The organism is Rahnella sp. 1L-D-7-B-C2 (assembly GCF_057290995.1).
In genome coordinates this window covers 1-20,307 of sequence record NZ_JBXAVQ010000010.1, presented here as the reverse complement: position 1 = coordinate 20,307, position 20,307 = coordinate 1, and the positions used below count along the sequence as shown (strand labels likewise).

General features: G+C 48.5%; 19 protein-coding genes. 10 read left to right on the top strand and 9 right to left on the bottom strand.

The window, feature by feature from the left end:
* Positions 1-11 precede the first annotated feature (11 nt).
* From icmH to tssB, 9 genes are read right to left on the bottom strand one after another with little or no spacing between them, the layout of a single operon-like run.
* Positions 12-776, bottom strand: coding sequence for a type IVB secretion system protein IcmH/DotU (gene icmH / locus AC0Z7K_RS16205; protein ID WP_485615190.1), 765 nt, complete (start codon positions 774-776; stop codon positions 12-14).
* A gap of 3 nt (positions 777-779) precedes the next feature.
* Positions 780-2,123, bottom strand: coding sequence for a type VI secretion system baseplate subunit TssK (gene tssK, locus AC0Z7K_RS16200; protein WP_485615189.1), 1,344 nt, complete (start codon positions 2,121-2,123; stop codon positions 780-782).
* 2 nt (positions 2,124-2,125) lie between these two features.
* Complete coding sequence (gene tssJ / locus AC0Z7K_RS16195; RefSeq protein ID WP_413530621.1) at positions 2,126-2,659, bottom strand: type VI secretion system lipoprotein TssJ; 534 nt, start codon at positions 2,657-2,659, stop codon at positions 2,126-2,128.
* Positions 2,656-3,984 (bottom strand): type VI secretion system-associated FHA domain protein TagH, encoded by a 1,329-nt coding sequence (gene tagH / locus AC0Z7K_RS16190; protein WP_485615188.1) that lies wholly within the window; start codon positions 3,982-3,984, stop codon positions 2,656-2,658. The genes tssJ and tagH overlap by 4 nt, the downstream gene beginning before the upstream one ends.
* Positions 3,985-4,008: 24 nt before the next feature.
* Positions 4,009-5,043, bottom strand: a complete 1,035-nt coding sequence (gene tssG / locus AC0Z7K_RS16185; protein ID WP_485615187.1) for a type VI secretion system baseplate subunit TssG — start codon at positions 5,041-5,043, stop codon at positions 4,009-4,011.
* On the bottom strand, positions 5,007-6,839 hold the full coding sequence (gene tssF / locus AC0Z7K_RS16180; RefSeq protein ID WP_485615186.1) for a type VI secretion system baseplate subunit TssF: 1,833 nt from the start codon (positions 6,837-6,839) through the stop codon (positions 5,007-5,009). Before tssF ends, tssG begins: the two co-directional genes overlap by 37 nt.
* 5 nt (positions 6,840-6,844) lie before the next feature.
* Entirely contained in the window at positions 6,845-7,273 is a 429-nt protein-coding gene (gene tssE / locus AC0Z7K_RS16175; RefSeq protein WP_485615185.1) for a type VI secretion system baseplate subunit TssE, read from the bottom strand.
* 5 nt (positions 7,274-7,278) lie between these two features.
* Positions 7,279-8,763, bottom strand: coding sequence for a type VI secretion system contractile sheath large subunit (tssC, locus tag AC0Z7K_RS16170; RefSeq protein ID WP_485615184.1), 1,485 nt, complete (start codon positions 8,761-8,763; stop codon positions 7,279-7,281).
* Positions 8,764-8,783: 20 nt separating this feature from the next.
* Positions 8,784-9,281 (bottom strand): type VI secretion system contractile sheath small subunit, encoded by a 498-nt coding sequence (tssB, locus tag AC0Z7K_RS16165; RefSeq protein WP_413530627.1) that lies wholly within the window; start codon positions 9,279-9,281, stop codon positions 8,784-8,786.
* Between the two features lie 583 nt (positions 9,282-9,864).
* On the opposite strand from tssB, the gene AC0Z7K_RS16160 reads away from it, so the two are divergent.
* The 10 genes from AC0Z7K_RS16160 to AC0Z7K_RS16115 all read left to right on the top strand — a co-directional run bounded on the left by AC0Z7K_RS16160 (position 9,865) and on the right by AC0Z7K_RS16115 (position 20,243).
* Complete coding sequence (locus tag AC0Z7K_RS16160; RefSeq protein WP_413530628.1) at positions 9,865-10,383, top strand: Hcp family type VI secretion system effector; 519 nt, start codon at positions 9,865-9,867, stop codon at positions 10,381-10,383.
* Positions 10,384-10,458: 75 nt separating this feature from the next.
* Positions 10,459-12,447: a type VI secretion system tip protein TssI/VgrG gene (gene tssI, locus AC0Z7K_RS16155; RefSeq protein WP_485615183.1), complete on the top strand. Its 1,989-nt coding sequence runs from the start codon at positions 10,459-10,461 to the stop codon at positions 12,445-12,447.
* Positions 12,447-13,694: a hypothetical protein gene (locus AC0Z7K_RS16150; RefSeq protein WP_485615182.1), complete on the top strand. Its 1,248-nt coding sequence runs from the start codon at positions 12,447-12,449 to the stop codon at positions 13,692-13,694. Before tssI ends, AC0Z7K_RS16150 begins: the two co-directional genes overlap by 1 nt.
* A 21-nt stretch (positions 13,695-13,715) precedes the next feature.
* Positions 13,716-13,937 carry a hypothetical protein gene (locus AC0Z7K_RS16145; protein ID WP_413531433.1) on the top strand — a complete coding sequence of 74 codons (222 nt, stop codon included), beginning with the start codon at positions 13,716-13,718 and terminating at the stop codon, positions 13,935-13,937.
* Positions 13,938-13,947: 10 nt separating this feature from the next.
* Complete coding sequence (locus AC0Z7K_RS16140) at positions 13,948-14,964, top strand: DUF2169 family type VI secretion system accessory protein (protein WP_485615181.1); 1,017 nt, start codon at positions 13,948-13,950, stop codon at positions 14,962-14,964.
* Positions 14,961-16,031 (top strand): hypothetical protein, encoded by a 1,071-nt coding sequence (locus AC0Z7K_RS16135; RefSeq protein ID WP_485615180.1) that lies wholly within the window; start codon positions 14,961-14,963, stop codon positions 16,029-16,031. Before AC0Z7K_RS16140 ends, AC0Z7K_RS16135 begins: the two co-directional genes overlap by 4 nt.
* Positions 16,012-18,513 carry a T6SS effector phospholipase Tle3 domain-containing protein gene (locus tag AC0Z7K_RS16130; RefSeq protein ID WP_485615179.1) on the top strand — a complete coding sequence of 834 codons (2,502 nt, stop codon included), beginning with the start codon at positions 16,012-16,014 and terminating at the stop codon, positions 18,511-18,513. Before AC0Z7K_RS16135 ends, AC0Z7K_RS16130 begins: the two co-directional genes overlap by 20 nt.
* A gap of 14 nt (positions 18,514-18,527) precedes the next feature.
* The gene (locus AC0Z7K_RS16125) at positions 18,528-19,226 is read left to right on the top strand and encodes a T6SS immunity protein Tli3 family protein (protein ID WP_485615178.1); all 699 of its coding nucleotides are present in this window, start codon (positions 18,528-18,530) and stop codon (positions 19,224-19,226) included.
* A gap of 81 nt (positions 19,227-19,307) precedes the next feature.
* Positions 19,308-20,006: a T6SS immunity protein Tli3 family protein gene (locus AC0Z7K_RS16120; RefSeq protein WP_485615177.1), complete on the top strand. Its 699-nt coding sequence runs from the start codon at positions 19,308-19,310 to the stop codon at positions 20,004-20,006.
* A 78-nt stretch (positions 20,007-20,084) separates the two neighbouring features.
* Complete coding sequence (locus AC0Z7K_RS16115) at positions 20,085-20,243, top strand: T6SS immunity protein Tli3 family protein (RefSeq protein ID WP_485615176.1); 159 nt, start codon at positions 20,085-20,087, stop codon at positions 20,241-20,243.
* Positions 20,244-20,307 lie beyond the last annotated feature (64 nt).

Genomic DNA, 20,307 nt, shown 5'->3' with positions numbered 1-20,307 from the left:
TATCCTTTTTCTTATCTCAGCAAATTATTCAGTTGAAGCAAAATGTCCTGAGTTTGGGCATTAAGGCGCAGTAAATAGAACAGGTAGACAACGATAAGCATGGCGATCCCTCCCGTGAGCAGGTGTCTGATCCCCAAACGCTGAGCTAAGTGATAAAGATTCCGTTCACCTTTCTTATTCTGATGCAGCAGCGGGAACGTACTGTCCCCACGTAGCTGATGCAGAACATGGTGAAGGCGGCGGAAAATCTGTTCAAACTCATCATTATTCTGTGTGCTGACTTTGTAGCGGCCACGGAAACCGAGCGAGAAGCACAGATATAAAAACTCCAGAAGGTCCTGGTAACGCCTGGGTTCCCCCATCAGCCTTTCAAGCAAAATAAAGACCTTTTCTCCGCCCCAGGTTTCATTGTGGAAATGCACCAGTAAAGACTGTTTTACCCACTCATTCTGTGTCGACCAGCCCTGACCCAGCGCCGTTTCGTCGATGAACGTACACAGTACGTAACGAAACGAAATGATAGTGCCCGGCTCATAGCCATGGTTCTGAAGCAACTGCTCGATGGCGCGAATGTCCGTGACCACCTGACCAAACAGGTGGTCCGGCAGGCCACGGCTGCTCATACTTTTCAGCCGCAGTACCATGCCGAGCAGCGGGGTGGCGGCATCGATCATGGTGTTCAGGCTGTTGCCGCGTAACGTCAGCCGGTACTGCCGATGCTCATCATCACGGGTTTCGTCCGGCAGCAGCGACGTCACTGAAGGCATATCGCTCATGCGTTATCCCCTTATTGCCCAGAGCTGCAAATCCAGCTCAGGGAAGGAACCGGAGACGTGCATCGCCAGACTGTTTTGTTTCATGATCTCTGCCCATCCCGGCGCGCTCTTATCCAGTGAGAAGTAGACATAGTTGGCGTGATATGGGATCTGGCGGGGTGCGGTATGCAGCACGACTAACGGAACGCCCGGAACCTGAACGCTCACCACGTTGCGAATTCTTTCTACAGAGCTGATTTTTGATTGCTGAACGAACTGGCGCTGAAGGGCCTCATGCGGCAGCTGGGATTTGACCGCCAGCACAAAGGTGGCTGATTGCAGCAGGGAAACTTCGTTGATAAGGGCGACATAAATCCCATCGGTATGGCTAAACGGCAGATTCACTGCGCGCGGAGCAATCAGGGTACCCAGCGCTTTACGCAGGCGCTGCATTGCCACGCCGAAAGTCTCGGTGAGGTTTTCGTGTTGATACTGGGCAAGTTTTTCCGGCAATCGCGATTCTTCGGTAAACGTCACCAGTTCGCCATAAAGCGCAATCAGATCCCTGTAGAAATCTTCCGGATGAAGATGGGACAGCGTCGCCCGGTGAGCAAACTTAATCTGGTTGCGGTTGAACATTTGCAACATCATAAACTCAGCCACATCGGCAATTCCTTGCTGAGAAGGTGAGCCGATACGTGCGGCCAGCTCAGCACATCGGCTCGCCAGAGCGGACGTGATTTCATACTGATATCTTTTTAATGTCGCACTGGCCCGGACGGTCTGGCAGCCTGGAATAAAATCAGGATCCAGATCCAGTCGTCCGTCAGGGTATCTGTTTTTAATTCGGCAAACCGGAATGGCGACCCATGAACTCAAATCCTCTGAACCCTTCATCAGACGGGGGATCAGCTGGCCCAATCCTAATTGCGCGGCGTCGCCTTCATTGGTATGCAAGTCCCTAACGTCGCTGAAGTTTATTCTGTAGCGGCTCGAACTCTGACCCGCGCTGTGCATCCCTTCAACTTCATTGATCACGTCGCTGATAATCGGCAGAGCCAGAAAAATATCACGGCCATTCGCCGAGTTTGAGTTATCCACCAGTAAGGGAACCGGAACGATATCCTGATCGGGGACGCTGAACACCGTACCGTCCGACAGGCAGCCTGTGGCTTTGTTGATGCTGATTTTACCGTGCTGCAGCTGTGTCTCATCGATGTCGAGCTCGGTGAATCCCCAGAGAATATTACTGACAGCCGACAGGCGGTTGTGGACCACATAGTCGTTATAACGCTGAAGCTGTTGAAAATGCTGAGGCTTCACAAACAGCCCTTCCTGCCAGATCACTTTATTTTTCATGGTAGCCACGATCATTCATCCTCTTTTTTTAATTCGATACTGTTGTCGCGAACGTGTACCAGCAGGTGGTAGTGATGGCCTGTGCCTGTAACGCGCTCAATTGCTTTCCATTCGGTTACCTGATCGTCAGAAAAATAGGCCACCACGCCGATGTAGCGGGTGGTGGGTTCTAATTTCATGAGCGGTAATGTTTTCATGGTGTCTGGCAGTAAATTGAAGTCCTGATGGTCGATGTAGTTTTTACCCAGAACCTCATCCAGTTTTTTGGTCGTGATCTGGTCGAAGTCAGCCTCGCGGAGCTTCGAATCCTCACTCATATAAATAAGCTGGAAGCTCACCGGTGAAGCCTCACCGCTGTCGTTAGGGTTAATGTCCGGCTCGGTTAACAGCGTGACCGTTATATCTGAAGGCTGGGTCGCGTTTTCACCGACTTTGATGTCCGGATTGGCGATCACTTTGCCAATTTTCTTCACGGTTTCGCACCCGCTCAGAGATACGGCCATCAGGAAAACCAGTGACAAAGACAGGATAAAACGCCATTTCATGATGCATCCGGCTCCCGGTTTGACTGGCGTAATACCCGGTCATATACCTGGGCGTAAACTTCATTAAAAAGCTTCTCAAAACCCAGCTGGCGGCTGGAAGCCAGCTCTTCGTAGTAGTTGCAGTACATACGCCATGCCCATGCGTCGTTCATTTCCTGACGTTGTTCATGACTGCGGCGATATTGCGAAAAACGGTTCATCAGTTGTGCGGGAGAAAAGGCATCGAGCATCATTCTTAATGCTTCGACGATGGCAATCTGATTGGCCTGATTGTGCAGTTTCATATTGCGCAGACTTTCTGAAATGGCTGCCGGCGCGGAAAGATGTACCGGGCTTTTTTGATCGGCAAACAGAACGCTTAATGCGGTTTCGTAATTCAGATTTAGACGCAGTGGATTGTCTTCCAGCGGGCGAAGGTGCTTATCGGACAGGCTGTTTTGCTGGAATTGCAGATCCAGTAAACCTTTCACCGCTGCCTGCAAGGTTCGCCCGATTTCCTCAAGGAAATCATCCGCATCCTGCGAGTCGTGCAGCGGCACGGCATGACCCAATCCGCGCATCAGCGGGGTCATCGCAACGTGCTGACAGGTCAGATCCTTTTCTTTCGGATTAAAAGGGTCTTCTTCGGCATAATCGCGATGGGTATGAATATTGGGCAGGTCCATAAAATTATTGTCTATTCCACTCTTAGGGGCGATATCGGAGTCAGGAGCTATCGGCGAGATGCGATGGGAATATTGCAAATGAGAAGGCTCGTCAAAGGCAGAAAACTCGGCGTGCAGAGTCGTCAGACTTTCTCTTTGCAGCGCCGCCAGCGGGTCTTGTGAAAAGCTGTTAACCAGCGTCGGGGCGGTTTCACGGTGGGTCTGATGGCCCTGATAGGCTGGCTGCCCTTCGGTGGTTAACAGGGTCTCAGTCAGGTGATCCCGGTTCATGACAATCGTTTCTGGCGTGGCATTCTGCATCTCATAATCGACGGCTTCACCAAGGTGAAACTGGGCTTTGATGCGCAGCGAGCCGATGTGGATCTCGTCGCCCTGGCTCAGACGAATCGGACCTGAATTGAGCGAAACCGGTGCCTGGTTGATCTGCAGGTTTCGGCTGTAGTTTTGCAGACAAAAGGTCCCGTCATGCCAGCTGACCGTACAGCTTTTCTCTTCAATGCTCAGTTGTCGGTCCTGAACTGACCAAAAACACGTTTGTGCATGACCAATATCACCGCCCTCGGTGGAGAACAGGCATTTTGCCGCCCGGCCACTTTCCAGTTCATTACCATTCAAAATCTGTAATGAGAGTGATGGCTGTTGTTGTTTATCCTTTGCCATACTGCGCTCCATTTTTTGTTCTGATTACGATCTCACGGCGATTGTCACGTGAGGATGCTGCCCTGGCTGTCCGATAAAACTGGTCCACCCCAGCAGAGAATTTTGCTCATTGCCCAATGTCATTCCGCCAACCTGATTGGGCGCGATCCCCAGGCGCAGGTCCCAGGCGAACTGATCGCGTAAAATAAAAGCGACGAAAAGCGTCAGCGGCAGGAAGTTATCGCCATTGGGCAGGAAGGAAAGAAAACGCTCACGTGACAGATTATCAATACATAACAGGAATTTACCTCCGCGATCCGGCACCTTGCTGCCAAGCGTGAAGTTCTGACCCAGCACGGATTTTTCAATGATTTTGCAGCCTTTCAGATCTTTGCCACCCAGACGGTTTTGCTGCGCAGGGTCGATAATCATTTTTCGCAGTTGCCAGCCGTGGAGGGAGACCTCATCGAGATCAAAGCAGTGCGAAACCAGACTACAAATTACCTCCGGAGAGCGGCCTGGGTTGGCCAGCGCTCCGGCATACGCCAGCATTTTGCTGTGATTGATGGCCAGCCGGCCGCGAATGCTCTGGCTGCCTAACCCGACCAGGGAATACATCCGCTGCGAGAACTCATCCGTTCCGCCATTGCGAAAACAAACGTAATAGCGATATTTCCGCCACGTGTGATAGATAAACTGCGTCCAGCGATGTGAAAACAGATCGAGGAAATCCGTCAGTTTCCGTTCACCCTGCGCCGCCTCCCAGGCAAGGTTATCCAGGTAATAGCCTGGCAATGGCGACTGGCTCCCGTTCAACCCTGTGAAGGCAATCGTCATGATGTACTGATGTGACTTATTGAGCTCAAGGCCCTGAACATCGCTTAATGGGAAAGCAATGCTGGCATCCGCTTCAAAGCGTACCGCTTCCTCATGAGGCTCAGTCTGCAGGGAAATATGTTCATAGTTTCCCGTATGCTTATAAATAGCCTCCACCAGCGCATAGAAGTTATAACGACGCACATCACTGAAAGGCATATTTGTCATTAAATCAGCGCGTGCTGACCTATTCTTTCCGGCCATTCGTAGCACTCCTGATTATCGATATTGACCACTTTTAAAATGTGGAAGCTGTTCACGCTGGCATAGAGCGAAAAGAAATGAGAAAGCACCGTGCCCAGTAAATACAAATCGCCTTCGCAGACAAACGGTGCCTGACGAATAGAAATAGTGGAGGAAAGGCCGCGGACCGGTACGCCTTTAAATAATCGGTCAACGGGATGCGTTTCGATTTGTTCAATGGCATCCAGCTTTTGCTGAGATAAACGGGCGGCCTGAGGGTGATGAATACCGGGGAGATCGTAGGTGCGTAAAACCTGCTTTAATGCCTCAATATCGAGTAATGACAAATAGTTAAGGCTCATGTTAGACAGCAGAGACCAGTGCAAACTGCCATCAAGAACCGGATAGAGGGGAAGGGAAGGTCTGGTCACATTACGGAATGAACTAATGGCCGGATCTTTTCCGTCGGCCAGATTAATATCGCCTGTCATCAACTGCGCAGGGAGATCCCTATTTGTACAAGTTATTACGACAGAAACGATTTCCTCAATACCGGCGGTTAAATTGTGCTTTTTTGAGATTCCGTCGCCGTGGACAAAAGAAATGAGATGTTCAAATCCCTGATGAGCATGCGATCTTTGCGTTTTGACACGGTAATATACCGCCTCACGTTGCTGAGAATATTCCACCTGATGTTGAAAACTTTCGAAAGAAACATAGCTTCGGGAAAATGTTTCTATCGTTCGTCCATCTGCGCTTTTAAGGGTCCATCCACTCTCAACATGATCTACGGAAAAAATATCGTAGCACTCCATGAGTTTGTGATTCGCTTCGAGAATATATTCTGTGGATGTTTCATCCAGAACGATTGTCTCAGAATGTGCCGGAAACAGGTTCACGGCAGGCGTGCAAAATAAACGAAGGGAATCTTTCCGTAATTTCAAATCCGGCGGTAACGGGCGTGAAAAATTCAGGCGCAGAGTAAAATTTTCTGCCATCAAGTCATCGGGAAGTTTTTGTACTCCGGTGACATCAAAGAAGAAAAAACTGTCGAGAAAACAGATATATTCCTGCAATACCCGGTAGCCGCTATACACATTTTTCGGATACGGCAGTAGGGCATCTTCTTTCTCAAAACCCACCGGGTATAGCCTGAAATCAGGCAGGCGTATTGTTTTATCGCCAACAATTAATTCAACGTCAGTTAAGTACTCACAAAACCATAAATAGAGCTGATAGCGGGTGTAATTATCATCGTTGCCCAGCCATAAGCGAATTTTACTAAAATCTAAGGAACCGATGTTTTGCTGTCCGGTATGAAAATTGATATCAATCAGGCCATGTTTATGGCTGCTGCTTGATGACAAGCTCTCCAGAGTAAGCGGCAGCAACCACAGGTCACGACCCAGCGTGAATTTGCAGGCGGGGACGGGATCGGCTGACCCGTTGTCTAATTTCTTGCCGGTGATCTCGCCCGGCGGGCTCATGACCTGACCCCCTGCCGTCACCCGAAATGCCGTCGTGACAGTTTGAGTGTCGGGGACATATTCCATGATGGTCATGCTGGGCGTAGGGCGGAGATAATTGGGCCACAACATATTCAGCAGGCTGTGGGTAAGCTCGGGGAATTCATCTTCGATCCTTGAACGCATATTGCCAGACAAAAAGGCAAAACCTTCAAGCAGGCGCTCGACGTCAGGGTCGGCTTCTTTTTCTGCTAAAAACGGGGCCAGATGAGGTTTTTCTTTAGCCAGTAGTTTCCCCAACTGACGTAAATAATCGAGCTCTTCCCGGAAATACTTTTCCTCAAATGACATATCGCTTAATCCAGTTGATAGTGGTGATGATTATCGAGTTGCATATTAAATTCCACGACATCCCGTAAACCGTTGAAGTCCACATGGGCAACAATATGGAAGTTAAGATCCATCGGGCTATATCCATCGTTATTGACCGCCTGGACTTCTGCTTTTCTTACCCGTGGCTCGTACTGTTCAATACATTCCTGAATAGCGTCTTCAACCGTTTTTCGGAAATCAGCAGAGGTTGCTGTCGCATCATTAAGATCGATAACCCCTAACCCTGATGTGCTCTGGCAACTGCCAGGCCGGGCATTGAGAATGTTGCGCAGATTCCGTTTAATCGATTTTTGTAAACGCTCGACCTGTGCCGAATGGGAGAAACCTGATGTTTCTCCTCCGATACGTTCAAACAGACTGGCTGAGACATCCCTTTTCCGACCTGGCATCATCGTGATTATTCCTTATCCAGCCGGCCAACTAAGGACAGTTCGAAATTGGCTCCCATGTATTTGAAATGTGGGCGAACAGAAATCGCGACCTGATACCAGCCCGGATCGCCATCTACATCCAACACGTCAATTTTGGCGGCGCGCAGCGGTTTGCGGCTGCGGACATCCGCCGGTGGGTTTTCCTGATCGGCGATGTATTGCTTGATCCAGTTGTTCAGCTCGCGTTCCAGATCGTTACGTACTTTCCAGGAACCAATTTGTTCACGTTGCAGGACTTTGATGTAGTGAGCGAGGCGGTTAATGATGAACATATAAGGCAGTTGGGTACCCAGCTTATAGTTGGTTTCAGCCACTTTACCTTCAGGGGTGCCCGGGAATTTACGCGGTTTTTGAACGGAGTTGGCGGAGAAGAACGCGGCATTATTGCTGCCTTTGCGCATGGTCAGTGTGATGAAACCTTCTTCTGCCAGTTCAAATTCACGGCGATCGGTGATCAGAATTTCGGTCGGTATTTTGGCCTGCGTTTGGCCCATCGCTTCGAACATATGCACGGGCAGATCGTTCACGGCACCGCCGCTTTGCGGGCCGATGATGTTCGGACACCAGCGATATTTCGCAAAGCTGTCGGTCAGGCTGCTGGCCAGCAGATAAGCGGTGTTGCCCCACAGATAATCCTCGTGGTGACTGCTGACATCTTCCTGATAGTTGAACTTCTTCACCGGGTTTTCTACCGGGGAATACGGAAGGCGTAACAGGAAGCGTGGCGCGGTCAGACCTAAATAACGGGCATCTTCTGTTTCACGCAGTGCGCGCCATTTGGTGTAGCCGGGGCCTTCAAAGATAGAGGAGATATCTTTAATTGTTGGCAGCTCGGTGAACGAGTTAAGGCCAAAAAAGTTGGGTGCTACGGAAGTCAGGAATGGCGCATGAGCCATGGCTCCGACGGCGCTGACATAATTCAGCAGTTTCATGTCTTGTGCGGTGTTGTTAAAGGCATAGCTGCCGACGATGGAAGCGATCGGTTCGCCGCCGAACTGGCCATATCCTGAGGAATACACGTGTTTATAAAAACCGGACTGGACAATCTCAGGGGCAAATTCAAAATCTTCCAGCAACTCTTCCTTCGTCGCATGCAGGATATTGATTTTAATATTTTCTTTAAAATCAGTACGGTCAACCAGCAGCTTCATCGAGCGCCAGAATGACTCGACCTGCTGGAATGCTTCTGCATGCAGAATATTATTCATCTGCTGGCTGAGTTTCTTATCCAGTTCAGCAATCATGCGGTCAACGGCAAGCTTGTTGACGGGTTCTGCATGGCTGCCGCTTTCCAGAATACTGGCAACAAACGCAGCCACACCCTGACGGGCGACATCATAGCCATCGGATTCAGGCTGGATGCGGGTCTGCGCCATGATTTCATCCAGAAGCGACGTTTGTGGCGCGGCCGATCCCACAACGGATGAGGACAGTTCTTCCTGTAATGACATAGTTAAAATCCCTTTTTAAATTACGCCTTGTTGACGATGTCGAGCTCTTTAAGGAGCTGCATACGAGACTCTTCCTGGTCCAGCAGAGCCTGCAATTGAGTCCGGAAAGCGGGCACATTGCCCATCGGCCCTTTGAGAGCGACCAGCGCTTCGCGTAGTTCCAGAAGTTTTTTCAGTTCAGGTACGTGTTTAACGATGTTATCCGGGGAAAAATCTTCCATTGCTTTGATATCCAGTTCGATCTGAATATCTTCACCTTTCTTAGGACTCAGCGAGTTTTCAACGCTAAAGTTCAGGCTGATGCCTGTTTCGCCCATCACTGAGTTGAAATTATTTTTATTCACCGAGACCGCTGAACGTTCATCAATTGGCATATCTTCCGGCCGGCCTTTCATGTCACCGACAATCAAAAGATTTAGCGGTAACTCTACTTCAGAGCTTAATCCATCCGCTTTTGGTACATAGCGAATATTAATCCGCTCTTTAGGTGCGACACTGCCGTCTTTAGTATTGCTCATATTTGGTTATCCTTAATGTTACATGCCTGTCGGTGATGTGATTAGCTTTTTTGATAAAAATACGGGTATGTACATCAAGCTCATGGAGCTTTTTGATGTTTTATTGGATTCTTGTTGATGCTGGCTAAATTACCACTATCAAAATTTATTTGTATATAAAATTCATTAAAAAATTTATTAAAGAAAAACAAAAACATTTCGCCATGCGCGGCGGTTTATCTTTAAGGTATTGTTTTTTAGTGTTTTATTTGTATTTTTAATATTATTTCAATTGTTTTTAAATATGCTAATTCTTTGATTCATTCATGAGTTGTATTTAATTTCATGAGTGCTTGTTATACGATTTTATCATTTGCAAGTTTTAAGAATGGTGTTATTTTACTGCCGTCCCCACCCCGTCAATATGACCCGTTTCAGACAGTTGTTTTGGAAAGTACTTTCCAAAAATTAATCTAAATATACATGTATGGTTTCTCTATTTTTGTTTTATTTCATTATAACGAGCGCTGAGTGGTTAACGAATTGATGGGTAAGGGACATTCTTAATAACCACTGGTATGTTCTATTTACAAGGAGTTTTACGATGCCTACCCCATGTTATATCTCTATGAATGGTCAGACCCAAGGTAATATCACTGCAGGTGCTTTTACAGCAGAATCTGTGGGTAATATTTATGTCCAGGGCCACGAAAACGAAATGCTGGTGCAAGAATTTCAGCACATCGTTACTGTTCCAACTGACCCGCAATCAGGTCAGCCAGCCGGTCAGCGTGCGCATAAACCTTTCATCTTCACCGTGGCGCTGAATAAAGCCGTTCCGCTGCTTTATAACGCATTAGCTTCTGGCGAAATGTTGCCGACCACCGAACTGAAGTGGTTCCGTACATCGGTTGAAGGTAAGCAGGAACATTTCTTCACGACTCGCCTGACTGACTCAACCATCGTGGATATTAACTGCCACATGCCTCACTGTCAGGATCCTGCAAAACGTGAATTCACCCAATTGATCGAAGTCTCACTGGCTTATCGAAAAATTGAGTGGGAACACGTCTCTGCCGGTACTTCTGGTGCAGACGACTGGCGCGCACCGCTGGAAGCCTGACCCCTCAGGTTTTAAGTCAACGCCCTGCGCATTTTGTGCAGGGCGTTATCCTCAGTGTATCGAAGGAATGACATCATGCCACTCAACGGAACCCGCTTTACCTTCACCGTAGGCACCGCGACGCGCGACACCTTCGCCGTCGTCAGCTTTCATCTTTCCCAATGTTATTCCGAACTTTTTACCCTGAACGTGGTGCTGGTGAGCAGCGACCCGGCCGTCGGCGTCGATAAAGTCCTGGACGAAATGGCGACGCTCACCATCTGGCAGGGCGATGAGATAAAACGGCGGGTGCGCGGCATTGTCACTTTTTATGAGCAGGGGGACACCGGAAAACACCAGACGCAGTACCGCCTGACCATCCGCCCGTATTTCTGGCGCAGCTCCCAGCGGCAAAACTGCCGCAGTTTTCAGAACCTGAACATCGTCGCCATTCTCGACCCGTTGCTCAGGGAGATGGGCGTGCTTAAACACGACACGCTGTTTCGCTCCAGCCACAACTGGCGGGAGTTTTGCGTCCAGTTTATGGAAAGCGATTACGATTTTATTTCGCGGCTGCTCGCCGAAGAGGGGATTTTCTTTTACGAGGAAGAGTTCCTCAAGGCCAACGATCAGAAGCTCACCTTCGCGGACAACTGCAGCGCACTGATCAGCATCGGCGCGTTTGCGTATAACCCGAACGCTGCCTCCGAAGCGGCCACCTACTGCATCAACAACTTCCGCCGCACTGCGCAGGTTCGTCCTTCCAGGGTCATCACGCAGGATTACACCTTCACCGCGCCGAACTGGCAGGCGCAGTATCAGGAAAAAGCCTCAAATATGGTTCACCAGCACACGGTGTATGACGTGTTCGACTACCCGGGGCGATTCAAAGACGAGCAGCACGGCGCCGATTTCGCCAAATATCAGATGGAAGGCTGGCGCAACAACGCCGACGTGGTGATTGGCAGCACCAACTCGCCGCAGTTTTATCCCGGCGTGCGCTTTGCCCTGACCGACCATCCGCGTGAAGACCTGAACGCCAACTGGCAGGTGGTCGCCATCGAGATGCACGGCGATCAGCCGCAAGCGCGGATTGGTCAGGAAGGCCAGGGCACCACGCTCAATACCGAGTTTGAAGTAATCCCTTCCACCCAAACCTGGCGCCCCACGCCCAAGCCTAAACCGCGCATCGACGGCCCGCAAATCGCCATCGTCACCGGCCCGCCGGGGGAAGAAATCTTCTGCGACGCGCACGGCCGCGTGCGGGTGAAGTTCGCGTGGGATCGCTACAACAAAGCCGACAACTACAGTTCCTGCTGGATCCGCGTCTCGCAGGCGTGGGCGGGCACCGGCTTTGGCAACATCGCCATCCCGCGCGTCGGGCAGGAAGTGATCGTCGATTTCCTCAACGGCGACCCGGATCAGCCAATCATCACCGGCCGCACCTACCACGCCAGCAACCGCTCCCCCGGCAGTCTTCCGGGCACCAAAACTCAGATGGCGATCCGCTCGCAGACGTACAAAGGCAACGGCTACAACGAGCTGATGTTCGAGGACGCAACCCTGCAGGAACTCCTGTCGATGCATGCGCAGAAGGATATGAAAACGGTGGTGCTGAACAACCGCATGACCGACGTGGCCGTAGACCATACGGAAACCGTGGGGAAAGGGCAGACGGTGACGGTTGGGAAAGAGAAGGCGGGAGGGCATGACCAAAAGACGACCGTGGCGAATGATCGCGAGATTAAGGTCGGCAACGACCAAAAACTCGATATTGGGCATGACCACCGTACCACTGTGGGAAATGACCAGCATCTGGATGTGACAAATGACCGGCATGCCAAAGTCGGCAACAACCAAAGTAGCGAGATTACAGGAGGCGATACTGAAAAAGTCACAAAATCTCAGGACATCACTATCGGTGAAAGTTACACGCTGACGGTAAAAGAGAGTCTGATCATTAAAGTGGGGGAGTGCCTGCTGAAAATGAATAAGGACGGGACGATTACGTTGAATGGCGTAAAAATCCTGCTGGATGCGGAGCAAGACATTAAACAAGTCTCAGGGAAAGTGAATATCAACTGATGATGAATCTAAAAACAGGTATTGCGCCTGTGCTCGCGGAGCAATATGCCGATATGTTATCGCTGGATTTTCGTCGACGAAATGGTCTTCTGGAATCCTATCACCATAATACTGACGACCTGGTTAAGTGGGATAAGCGTCTACAAACTTACATTGGAGGATTGCTTTATCTTAAAGACGACGCTTGTGCTTATTTGGAGTCTCAACTTGAATCTCCATTGAGTTGTGGCGATGTGTTTGCCATAGGTACTTTTTCTTCCCATTCGGGTAATTATAGACTACTTGAGGGATGTATGGGGCTTATACAAGCAATGCCGCATTTACTCTCTGCGGTTGAACCTTTAGTTGCATGGTCTGCTTCAAAGTCGTCATTTTTGGATTTAGCGATATTTAGCCCGGTTGTTGGTGTCATAGCAGCATATCAAACAGGTGTTGCTTCGCAGATGCCAGTATTAACTAATAGTGAAATTAGCAGATTGACTACACTGCCAATAGCAATACCCGGATTGATTTATGTACTTTACCACCAGCAACATCCAAACTATTTTTCACTGATCAGTCAACTTGCCAATTCGTCGGATGTTCAGATCAGTCTGGGGGTAATAAAAGCAATATTGGAGCGTAATTTACCGTATCGGGATATTTCAATTGAATTGTTACTTATCAGACTTATCGAGTGTAGTAGTGGTAAGGTTCGTGAGCGAGCGGTTATGTTGTATCTGCTTAATACGGATTATGTAACAGTTAACTGCCTTAATTTACTCAGCCAGAAATCATCAGACAAACGCCTTTATCTGAAGGCACTTGGCATGTCGGGTATACCGGAAAATATCTCCATACTCAGTGAGTATCTTGAGTCACCAGAATATGCCCGTCTGAGCGCTGCTTCAATCGTTATGATTACGGGCAGTAGTCTGGAACAGGCTGGCTGGAGGAGTGAAATTTCGCTTCTCTCATCGACTTATCATAACGATCAGCACGATATCATCCCAGTGAATGAGTCTGATGAGGCACTCAGTTGGCCCGACAAGACTGCTTTTCAGAGATGGTGGAATATTAATTCCAGCAACTTTGATAAGTCCTCTCCTTATATTGGTGGCTATCCTGTGACAGTTGCAGGGCTAAAAACAGTATTGCATCAGGGTTTACTTGCGTTACATCCTTTGGCTGTTGCTCGTCTGCAATATCTTAAGCAAGAGGTAAGCTCTCTTTCAACTCCCTCTTTTCTTCGTAAACCCAGATGGTAATGAAGATAAGGATAAATAATCATGTTAATTACAGAAAATAAAAAAATATCAGAATCTGATAATTCCAAATGTGAAGCCCCTCAGGAAATTGTTTTTCATTCAGAGAAAAAAATAACGCTCAGCTGTGGGAAGTCAAGCATCACTCTCTATCCCAACGGAAAAATTGTGCTGAAAGGCGACTATATCCTCAGCGATGCTGAAGGCGTTAATCGTCTTTCTGGTGGGCGTATCGACCTTAACTAAGGAACACAGAATGTGGAACCTCAAAAATGATACGCCTTATAGTGCTGAAAGAGGATGGTATAGAGATGTTAATGGCGCTGAAGTTTGGACTGTGGCGGTGAAAGCGACCTATGATATTCGAACCGATGGCTCAACCTTATTATCCTCATCTTTGCCTGTAAATAGTGGCGTAACAATGTTTTCCAATAGTGATGAGATGTTGTATGAAACAGATTTAGGGCCGGAGAAAAACGCAACTGATATTCTGTTATTGGGACATGCTTGGGCACCAAATAATACGCCGGTTAGCACAGTATTTATTGGTATGAAAGTTGCCGGGATATGCCGTCTTGCGAAAGTGAGTGGGGTACGAGTTTGGGATGGGGGGGCCTACCATACTCCCACTAAATTTCTGAGAACACCCTTACGATATCCCTTTATGGCGTGCGGGTGTTTGCCTGACGCTGATGTTTGTAATCCTCTTGGAGTTGCCGTTGATGAGACGCCAGTGAAGGGGAAATCACAGCTTCCACAAATAGAGTTTTTATCTGACTCAGGTTACCCGGGATTTGGCGTCGTTCCTCGCCATTGGCCGGAACGATTACGACATGCTGGTGTTTATGATCAACGTTGGCAGGAAACGCGCGCCCCGTTATTACCGGAAGATTTTGATTCTCGTTTTTGGCAAATAGCACCTCCTCCACAGTATGCCGCCGGACAATTACGAGGGAATGAGGTCGTCACGTTGGCGAACCTTACGCCGCCGTCATTCAGCAAATCAAATATTATCAGTTTCGCAATCCCAAAAATTTCTTTGAATTTCAGAACCGAGTTTACCGATGACAGTGTGAGCGTACACAGAGCGAAGTTACATACGGTCATTATTGAGCCAGATTATCCACGCCTGAGTGTGGTATGGCATACGACATTACCATGCCACCGCAAAGTCAATATGTTGGACGTCACGACGATTACAGAGAAAAAACGTCTGCATCCGCGCCTACCGGTTCTGCAAGCGCAGTTCAAAGAGTGGGAGCAATTAATATGAGTGTCGGAATTATCGCGGCTGGTTGTTCGTTCCCATCGGGGCCGACGCTGGCATTGGCTGATATCGCTGTCAGAACACAATTTTCACTCACGCGACAGCATCCTTTTGTTGTCGATCGTTGCGGTATGCCGGTGAAAGCCAGTTATTTTCCTCAGCATGAATTAACTTTCGACATTTCACGCTGGCAGGTGATTGCAGACAATGCAGTAGAGGATGCGTTGCTATCAGCCGGAGAATATGCGGCTTTGCCATCGCGCCTCTGGTTGATATTACCTCCAGCTGAACGACCTGGAGTTCCCTTAACATTGGCATCAGCGCTAACTGCATCAATATCATTACGCCTGCCAGATTGCCTACAGATTGTGGTGCTGCGGGGCGGCCATGCAGAGGCGGGGAATGCCATTCTTCAGGTCCGCCAGCTGCAGACGCAGGATCGCGCATTGACTATTGATATCGTCGTTGCCGTCGAGAGCTGGTTACCGCCTGAAACGCTGATGTGGCTTGAAGATCAACACCTGCTCCATAACAGCCACTCTTTTTATAAAGGCGAAGCCCGAAGTAATCCTTACGGAAGGATCCCCAGTGAAGGCGCTGCGGTACTGATACTGGTACAGGAAAAATCCCTGCCCTGTTGGTGTCATTTACAAGGGATTTCAACAGGCCAAGAACGCGTTTTGCGTGATGATGACCAACCCTGCCTCGCTCTCGGGCTTAGCGGTGCTGCTCAGGCAGCGATAAAACTAGCCAATACCAATGCGGTTTCGCATCTTTTTACCGATGTAAACGGTGAGATTTATCGCTTTGATGAATATGGCTTTACGCTATCTCGGCTGAGCGGCGTTCTTAGGGATAATTTTCAGCGGGTTGCGCCAGTACTTGCCAGCGGCGACCTTGGGTGTGCGAGCTTGATAACACATTTGGCATTGGCCGCATGGCAATTAAAAACAGAAACCGGCACTGAAACAGGTATTTTAGTGCTATCGAGTTCGGATGATCATCAGCGCTGTGCTGTCGTGCTGAAGCCATTAATCCAGGGAGTGGAAAAACATGATAACCATCAATATTAATGGGTTAACTCTATGTCATAAAGGCAGTGGCGGGATCACTCACAACACCTTACCAGATGTCTGTAAAACACCGCCTTATGCCATACCTGTTCCCTATGAAAATGAAGCGTACTCAGCTGATCTAACGAACGGCACAAGCAGCGTCTTTGCAGACGGTGGCAATATGATCGCCAACTTTGGTTCGATGTTTGCGCGCAGCGTTTATGATGAATCTGGCTCAATGGGCGGGGTCAAATCTGGCACAAACAGGGCGGAAGCTGACTGGATTAGCCACTCATTTGACGTGTTCTTCGAAGGTAAGCCCGCATGCCGGTTAACTGACAAGATGTTCATGAATCATCGAAATACGGTGAATATGGCGGGTCTTGTTCAGGACCCACTTCCGCAACTGGCGGAAGAAATCCGTGTGGCGGATCTTCCCACGACCGGTGCCGAAGTGAACAGTAAAGATGAAGACAAACTTAATCCGATGCCCTGCATCGTTATTCTGATTCATGGTGTGAACGATGTGGGTGAAGCCTACCAGAATCAGGAAACGGGCATTGTTAACGGGCTGAAAAAGCGGCTCAGTCGCACCGATTTATGCGCGCATGAGTGGCGAAACTACCTCGCCATTCCTGGTCAAAACGTGCAGGAAAATAGTTCCGCACCGGGACGTTCGCCCGTCATTCCCTTTTACTGGGGCTATAAGCCCGTCACGCACGATGATTATGTTGCCGACCAGAAACGTTATCGTGACGAAGTCAGTAAATTAAGCGATGGCGCGAAGGTGCCCTACGATGCCTACCAGGAAAATGATCCGAAAAAGATGGCTGCTCAGGGAAATGATGGGCACAACAGCGTGAAGTTTCAGAACGACTGTTTCAAAAATGCCCTTGATTCACACTTTGCCAAAAATGGTGGCACCTTTGCCAATGCGACAACCAATATCCCTGATATGTTGGGGCCGGGTTCGAATGGCATGGTGGTCGCAGCGGCAGGTTTTGGCACTTTGTATGCCAACGGTGGAGATTACACGCATCCCATTTACCACAACCCGCATCGTATCTATCAGTTCTTTGCCGCACAGCGGTTGGCCGATTTGATACTGCAGATTCGTCAAAAACAAGAAACCAGCAAAGATGTCATTAATATCGTCGCCCATAGTCAGGGCACCATCATCACCATGCTGGCGAACATGATTGTGAAACAAATGGGGTACGATCCGGTAAATTGCACGATCCTCAATCACTCACCGTACTCGCTGGAAAGCCGTTTTAGTGAAAACCTTCAGGAAGGGCATCACCAGACCACTGACGCACGTCAAAAAACGTTCAAAAATTTCTGCAAACTGATGGCGACGCAGTACAAAGGTGGCTCCCATACGGAGAATGAAATTGCCGATTTCGAGGATTTATCTGTACTTGGGGGGGCGGATCAGAACCACTGGCATAGCGATCCGCGTTTCAACCGTAACAATAATGGCAAGGTTTACAATTATTTCTGCCCGGATGATGGCACCGTTTCGTTGCAGAATATCAAAGGTTTTGGCTGGCGTGGTATAGAGCAGGAGATTTCTCTAAATATCCCTAATCTGTATCAGCGTGTATTTTATCAGCACGGCGTGGTGGGAAATAAACCTGAAAGAAAACCATTTTCAGTGCCCATAAAACAAGTCGGCGATTTCAAAACTACGCCAGTGATGAACGCCAGTTATAACTATCAGGATGTGATAGTCAACGGTGAGGAATTACCTGAAACCTTTACCTTTAAACTGATGGGTGAGGACAATCATCCTGATGATGATCCGAAGACCTGTGACACACCTTATGAGGGGGATATTAATCCGGAAAGCCCCGATCAGAATATTTCATATTCTGCGAAGGCAGGCGTTATCAGCCGGACATTCACTGAAAATTTCCCAATAAGCAACAGGATGCCATATTCCTGGAGACCGGGGCACGTTCTGACAAAAGAAGAGCGGGAAATCGAAAGTGCCGAGAGGCAGAAGGAGGTCATCAAAGGTGTGGTGGTCGGAAATAAAGAACACATGGAACTGGAGCTGACGTGGCTAAAAACACGTGAAGAGCTGGAAAGGGAATGGCTGGCGACGGATCCTGTGGGTTACAGTCAACATTCATCCATTGTGATGAGTGAATTTTCTCCTTCTCATGCAATGGCGTTTGATCTGGCTATTGGTCAGTGTAAATCGTTTGACTTTAGGGATGGACAATTTTGGGCAGACTTGCTGCATCGTGCTGACTGGCGCGACCCGAAAAATGGATTTGATGATGCTTTAGAATATTATCGGTCAGGGCAATTACCCATTGGTACAAAAGACTTTATGAGCAAACCGGATAGAATTTTACCCAAGGATGTGGTGAACCAGTATTTCAACAGCACCACAGTTACGCCTGCCCGTTATCCGGAAATTCACAATCATGAAGTGGTAAACCTGCAATGGGATATGCCTAAACCACTCAAGGACTTAGAATTAAAATAACAGGGAAACTAAAAATGAAAGGATTAGCCATACTGATGCTGGTAGTGGCAGTTACAGGGTGTCAGTTCAGACCGCAGCAACCGCCCACGCAGGTGGTTTACCGTTTCGACGACCATCGCTATCTGGAACTAACCGGATATGACTGTGAAGGTGAGCTATGGTTCACTGATACGCAGCGGGGTATACACTCTCAGTTATATTTCCAGTTTTATCGGATCTTTACCCGTAAATTTGTTCACCCTTCAGAACGTTATATTGCTGTTCCTGCCTGGGATGTTAGTGGTTTTAGGGTCTCAAAAGACAATGGTCTGACATGGGAAAACGTAGGATTTTCATCCGGGCCTAATGAACCTAGTGGAATGGATCGTGCTTCTCGTGAGGACGTTAAGTCCTTCACCGTGGTCAATGACCAGGGTTTTTTACAGACAAAGCACAGCCTGTATATGTCGTCGAAACCTTTTGAAGACTCACGCATTCTTCCCGGCGGCCCGGGTATTCCTTATACGCTAGAGGATGGGACTGTTCAGGTTCTTGAGGCTCGTGCTCCAGGCGAAGCATGGGGAATGGTTTATATGACCAAACTAGGATTAAAAGACTCTACCCAGATACTTAAAACCAACTGGCAAGATTTACCCCAACAAATCCCCGAAATAAAAAACTATCAGGGTTGGGATCATATGCGCTGTGATATGGACGCGGGGAAAACAGATTAGCTCAGAACATATCTGGCCTGCGCAATGGGATATGCCTAAACCACTGAAGGACTCAGAATTAAAATAACAGGGAAACTAACAATGAAAGGATTAGCCATACTGATGCTGGTAGTAGCAGTTACAGGGTGTCAGTTCAGACCGCAGCAACCGCCCACGCAGGTGGTTTACCGTTTCGACGACCATCGCTATCTGGAACTAACCGGATATGACTGTGAAGGTGAGCTATGGTTCACTGATACGCAGCGGGGTATACACTCTCAGTTATATTTCCAGTTTTATCGGATCTTTACCCGTAAATTTGTTCACCCTTCAGAACGTTATATTGCTGTTCCTGCCTGGGACGTTAGTGGTTTTAGGGTCTCAAAAGACAATGGTCTGACATGGGAAAACGTAGGATTTTCATCCGGGCCTAATGAACCTAGTGGAATGGATCGTGCTTCTCGTGAGGACGTTAAGTCCTTCACCGTGGTTAATAACCAGGGTTTTTTACAGACAAAGCACAGCCTGTATATGTCGTCGAAACCTTTTGAAGACCCACGTATCCTACCCGGTGGGCCTGGTATACCGTTCACCTCTGAAGACGGTGCCGATCATATTCTTAAGCCAAGTGCACCGGGGGAAGGCTGGGGAATGGTTTATATGACCAAACTCGGGCTGAAAGAAAACACCTCCCAATTCAAAACCAACTGGCAAGATTTACCCCAACAAATCCCCGAAGTAAAAAACTATCAGGGTTGGGATCATATGCGCTGTGATATGGACGCCGGAAAAACTGGTTAACTCAGAACATATCTGGCCTGCGCAATGGGATATGCCGAAATCTCTTAATGATGAAGAGCTTAAATAATAGGGACATAAATGAAAGGATTTAAAATAATAGTGACATTAACTTTGTTGCTGGTTTGTACAGCAAGTGCTAAAGACCAACCTATTCAAGTAGTTTATCGTTTTGACGACCATCGCTACCTCGAGCTTAAAGGTTGGGGCTGTAGTGGCATAGTTAATTTGGCCACCTGAATAGAGGTGATATCATCGCCTCATAGTCAAAACAGGTGACATTATGACCGGACGTAACAAACGC

Excerpts from the sequence above, each read along its gene's own strand:
- tssI (WP_485615183.1), top strand. The coding sequence starts at position 10,459 with ATGCCACTCAACGGAACCCGCTTTACCTTCACCGTAGGCACCGCGACG.
- tssC (WP_485615184.1), bottom strand. The coding sequence starts at position 8,763 with ATGTCATTACAGGAAGAACTGTCCTCATCCGTTGTGGGATCGGCCGCG.
- tssE (WP_485615185.1), bottom strand. The coding sequence starts at position 7,273 with ATGATGCCAGGTCGGAAAAGGGATGTCTCAGCCAGTCTGTTTGAACGT.
- AC0Z7K_RS16130 (WP_485615179.1), top strand. The coding sequence starts at position 16,012 with ATGATAACCATCAATATTAATGGGTTAACTCTATGTCATAAAGGCAGT.
- AC0Z7K_RS16160 (WP_413530628.1), top strand. The coding sequence starts at position 9,865 with ATGCCTACCCCATGTTATATCTCTATGAATGGTCAGACCCAAGGTAAT.
- icmH (WP_485615190.1), bottom strand. The coding sequence starts at position 776 with ATGAGCGATATGCCTTCAGTGACGTCGCTGCTGCCGGACGAAACCCGT.
- tagH (WP_485615188.1), bottom strand. The coding sequence starts at position 3,984 with ATGGCAAAGGATAAACAACAACAGCCATCACTCTCATTACAGATTTTG.
- tssG (WP_485615187.1), bottom strand. The coding sequence starts at position 5,043 with ATGGCCGGAAAGAATAGGTCAGCACGCGCTGATTTAATGACAAATATG.
- AC0Z7K_RS16115 (WP_485615176.1), top strand. The coding sequence starts at position 20,085 with ATGAAAGGATTTAAAATAATAGTGACATTAACTTTGTTGCTGGTTTGT.
- AC0Z7K_RS16145 (WP_413531433.1), top strand. The coding sequence starts at position 13,716 with ATGTTAATTACAGAAAATAAAAAAATATCAGAATCTGATAATTCCAAA.
- AC0Z7K_RS16135 (WP_485615180.1), top strand. The coding sequence starts at position 14,961 with ATGAGTGTCGGAATTATCGCGGCTGGTTGTTCGTTCCCATCGGGGCCG.
- AC0Z7K_RS16140 (WP_485615181.1), top strand. The coding sequence starts at position 13,948 with ATGTGGAACCTCAAAAATGATACGCCTTATAGTGCTGAAAGAGGATGG.
- AC0Z7K_RS16125 (WP_485615178.1), top strand. The coding sequence starts at position 18,528 with ATGAAAGGATTAGCCATACTGATGCTGGTAGTGGCAGTTACAGGGTGT.
- AC0Z7K_RS16120 (WP_485615177.1), top strand. The coding sequence starts at position 19,308 with ATGAAAGGATTAGCCATACTGATGCTGGTAGTAGCAGTTACAGGGTGT.
- AC0Z7K_RS16150 (WP_485615182.1), top strand. The coding sequence starts at position 12,447 with ATGATGAATCTAAAAACAGGTATTGCGCCTGTGCTCGCGGAGCAATAT.
- tssB (WP_413530627.1), bottom strand. The coding sequence starts at position 9,281 with ATGAGCAATACTAAAGACGGCAGTGTCGCACCTAAAGAGCGGATTAAT.
- tssF (WP_485615186.1), bottom strand. The coding sequence starts at position 6,839 with ATGTCATTTGAGGAAAAGTATTTCCGGGAAGAGCTCGATTATTTACGT.
- tssJ (WP_413530621.1), bottom strand. The coding sequence starts at position 2,659 with ATGAAATGGCGTTTTATCCTGTCTTTGTCACTGGTTTTCCTGATGGCC.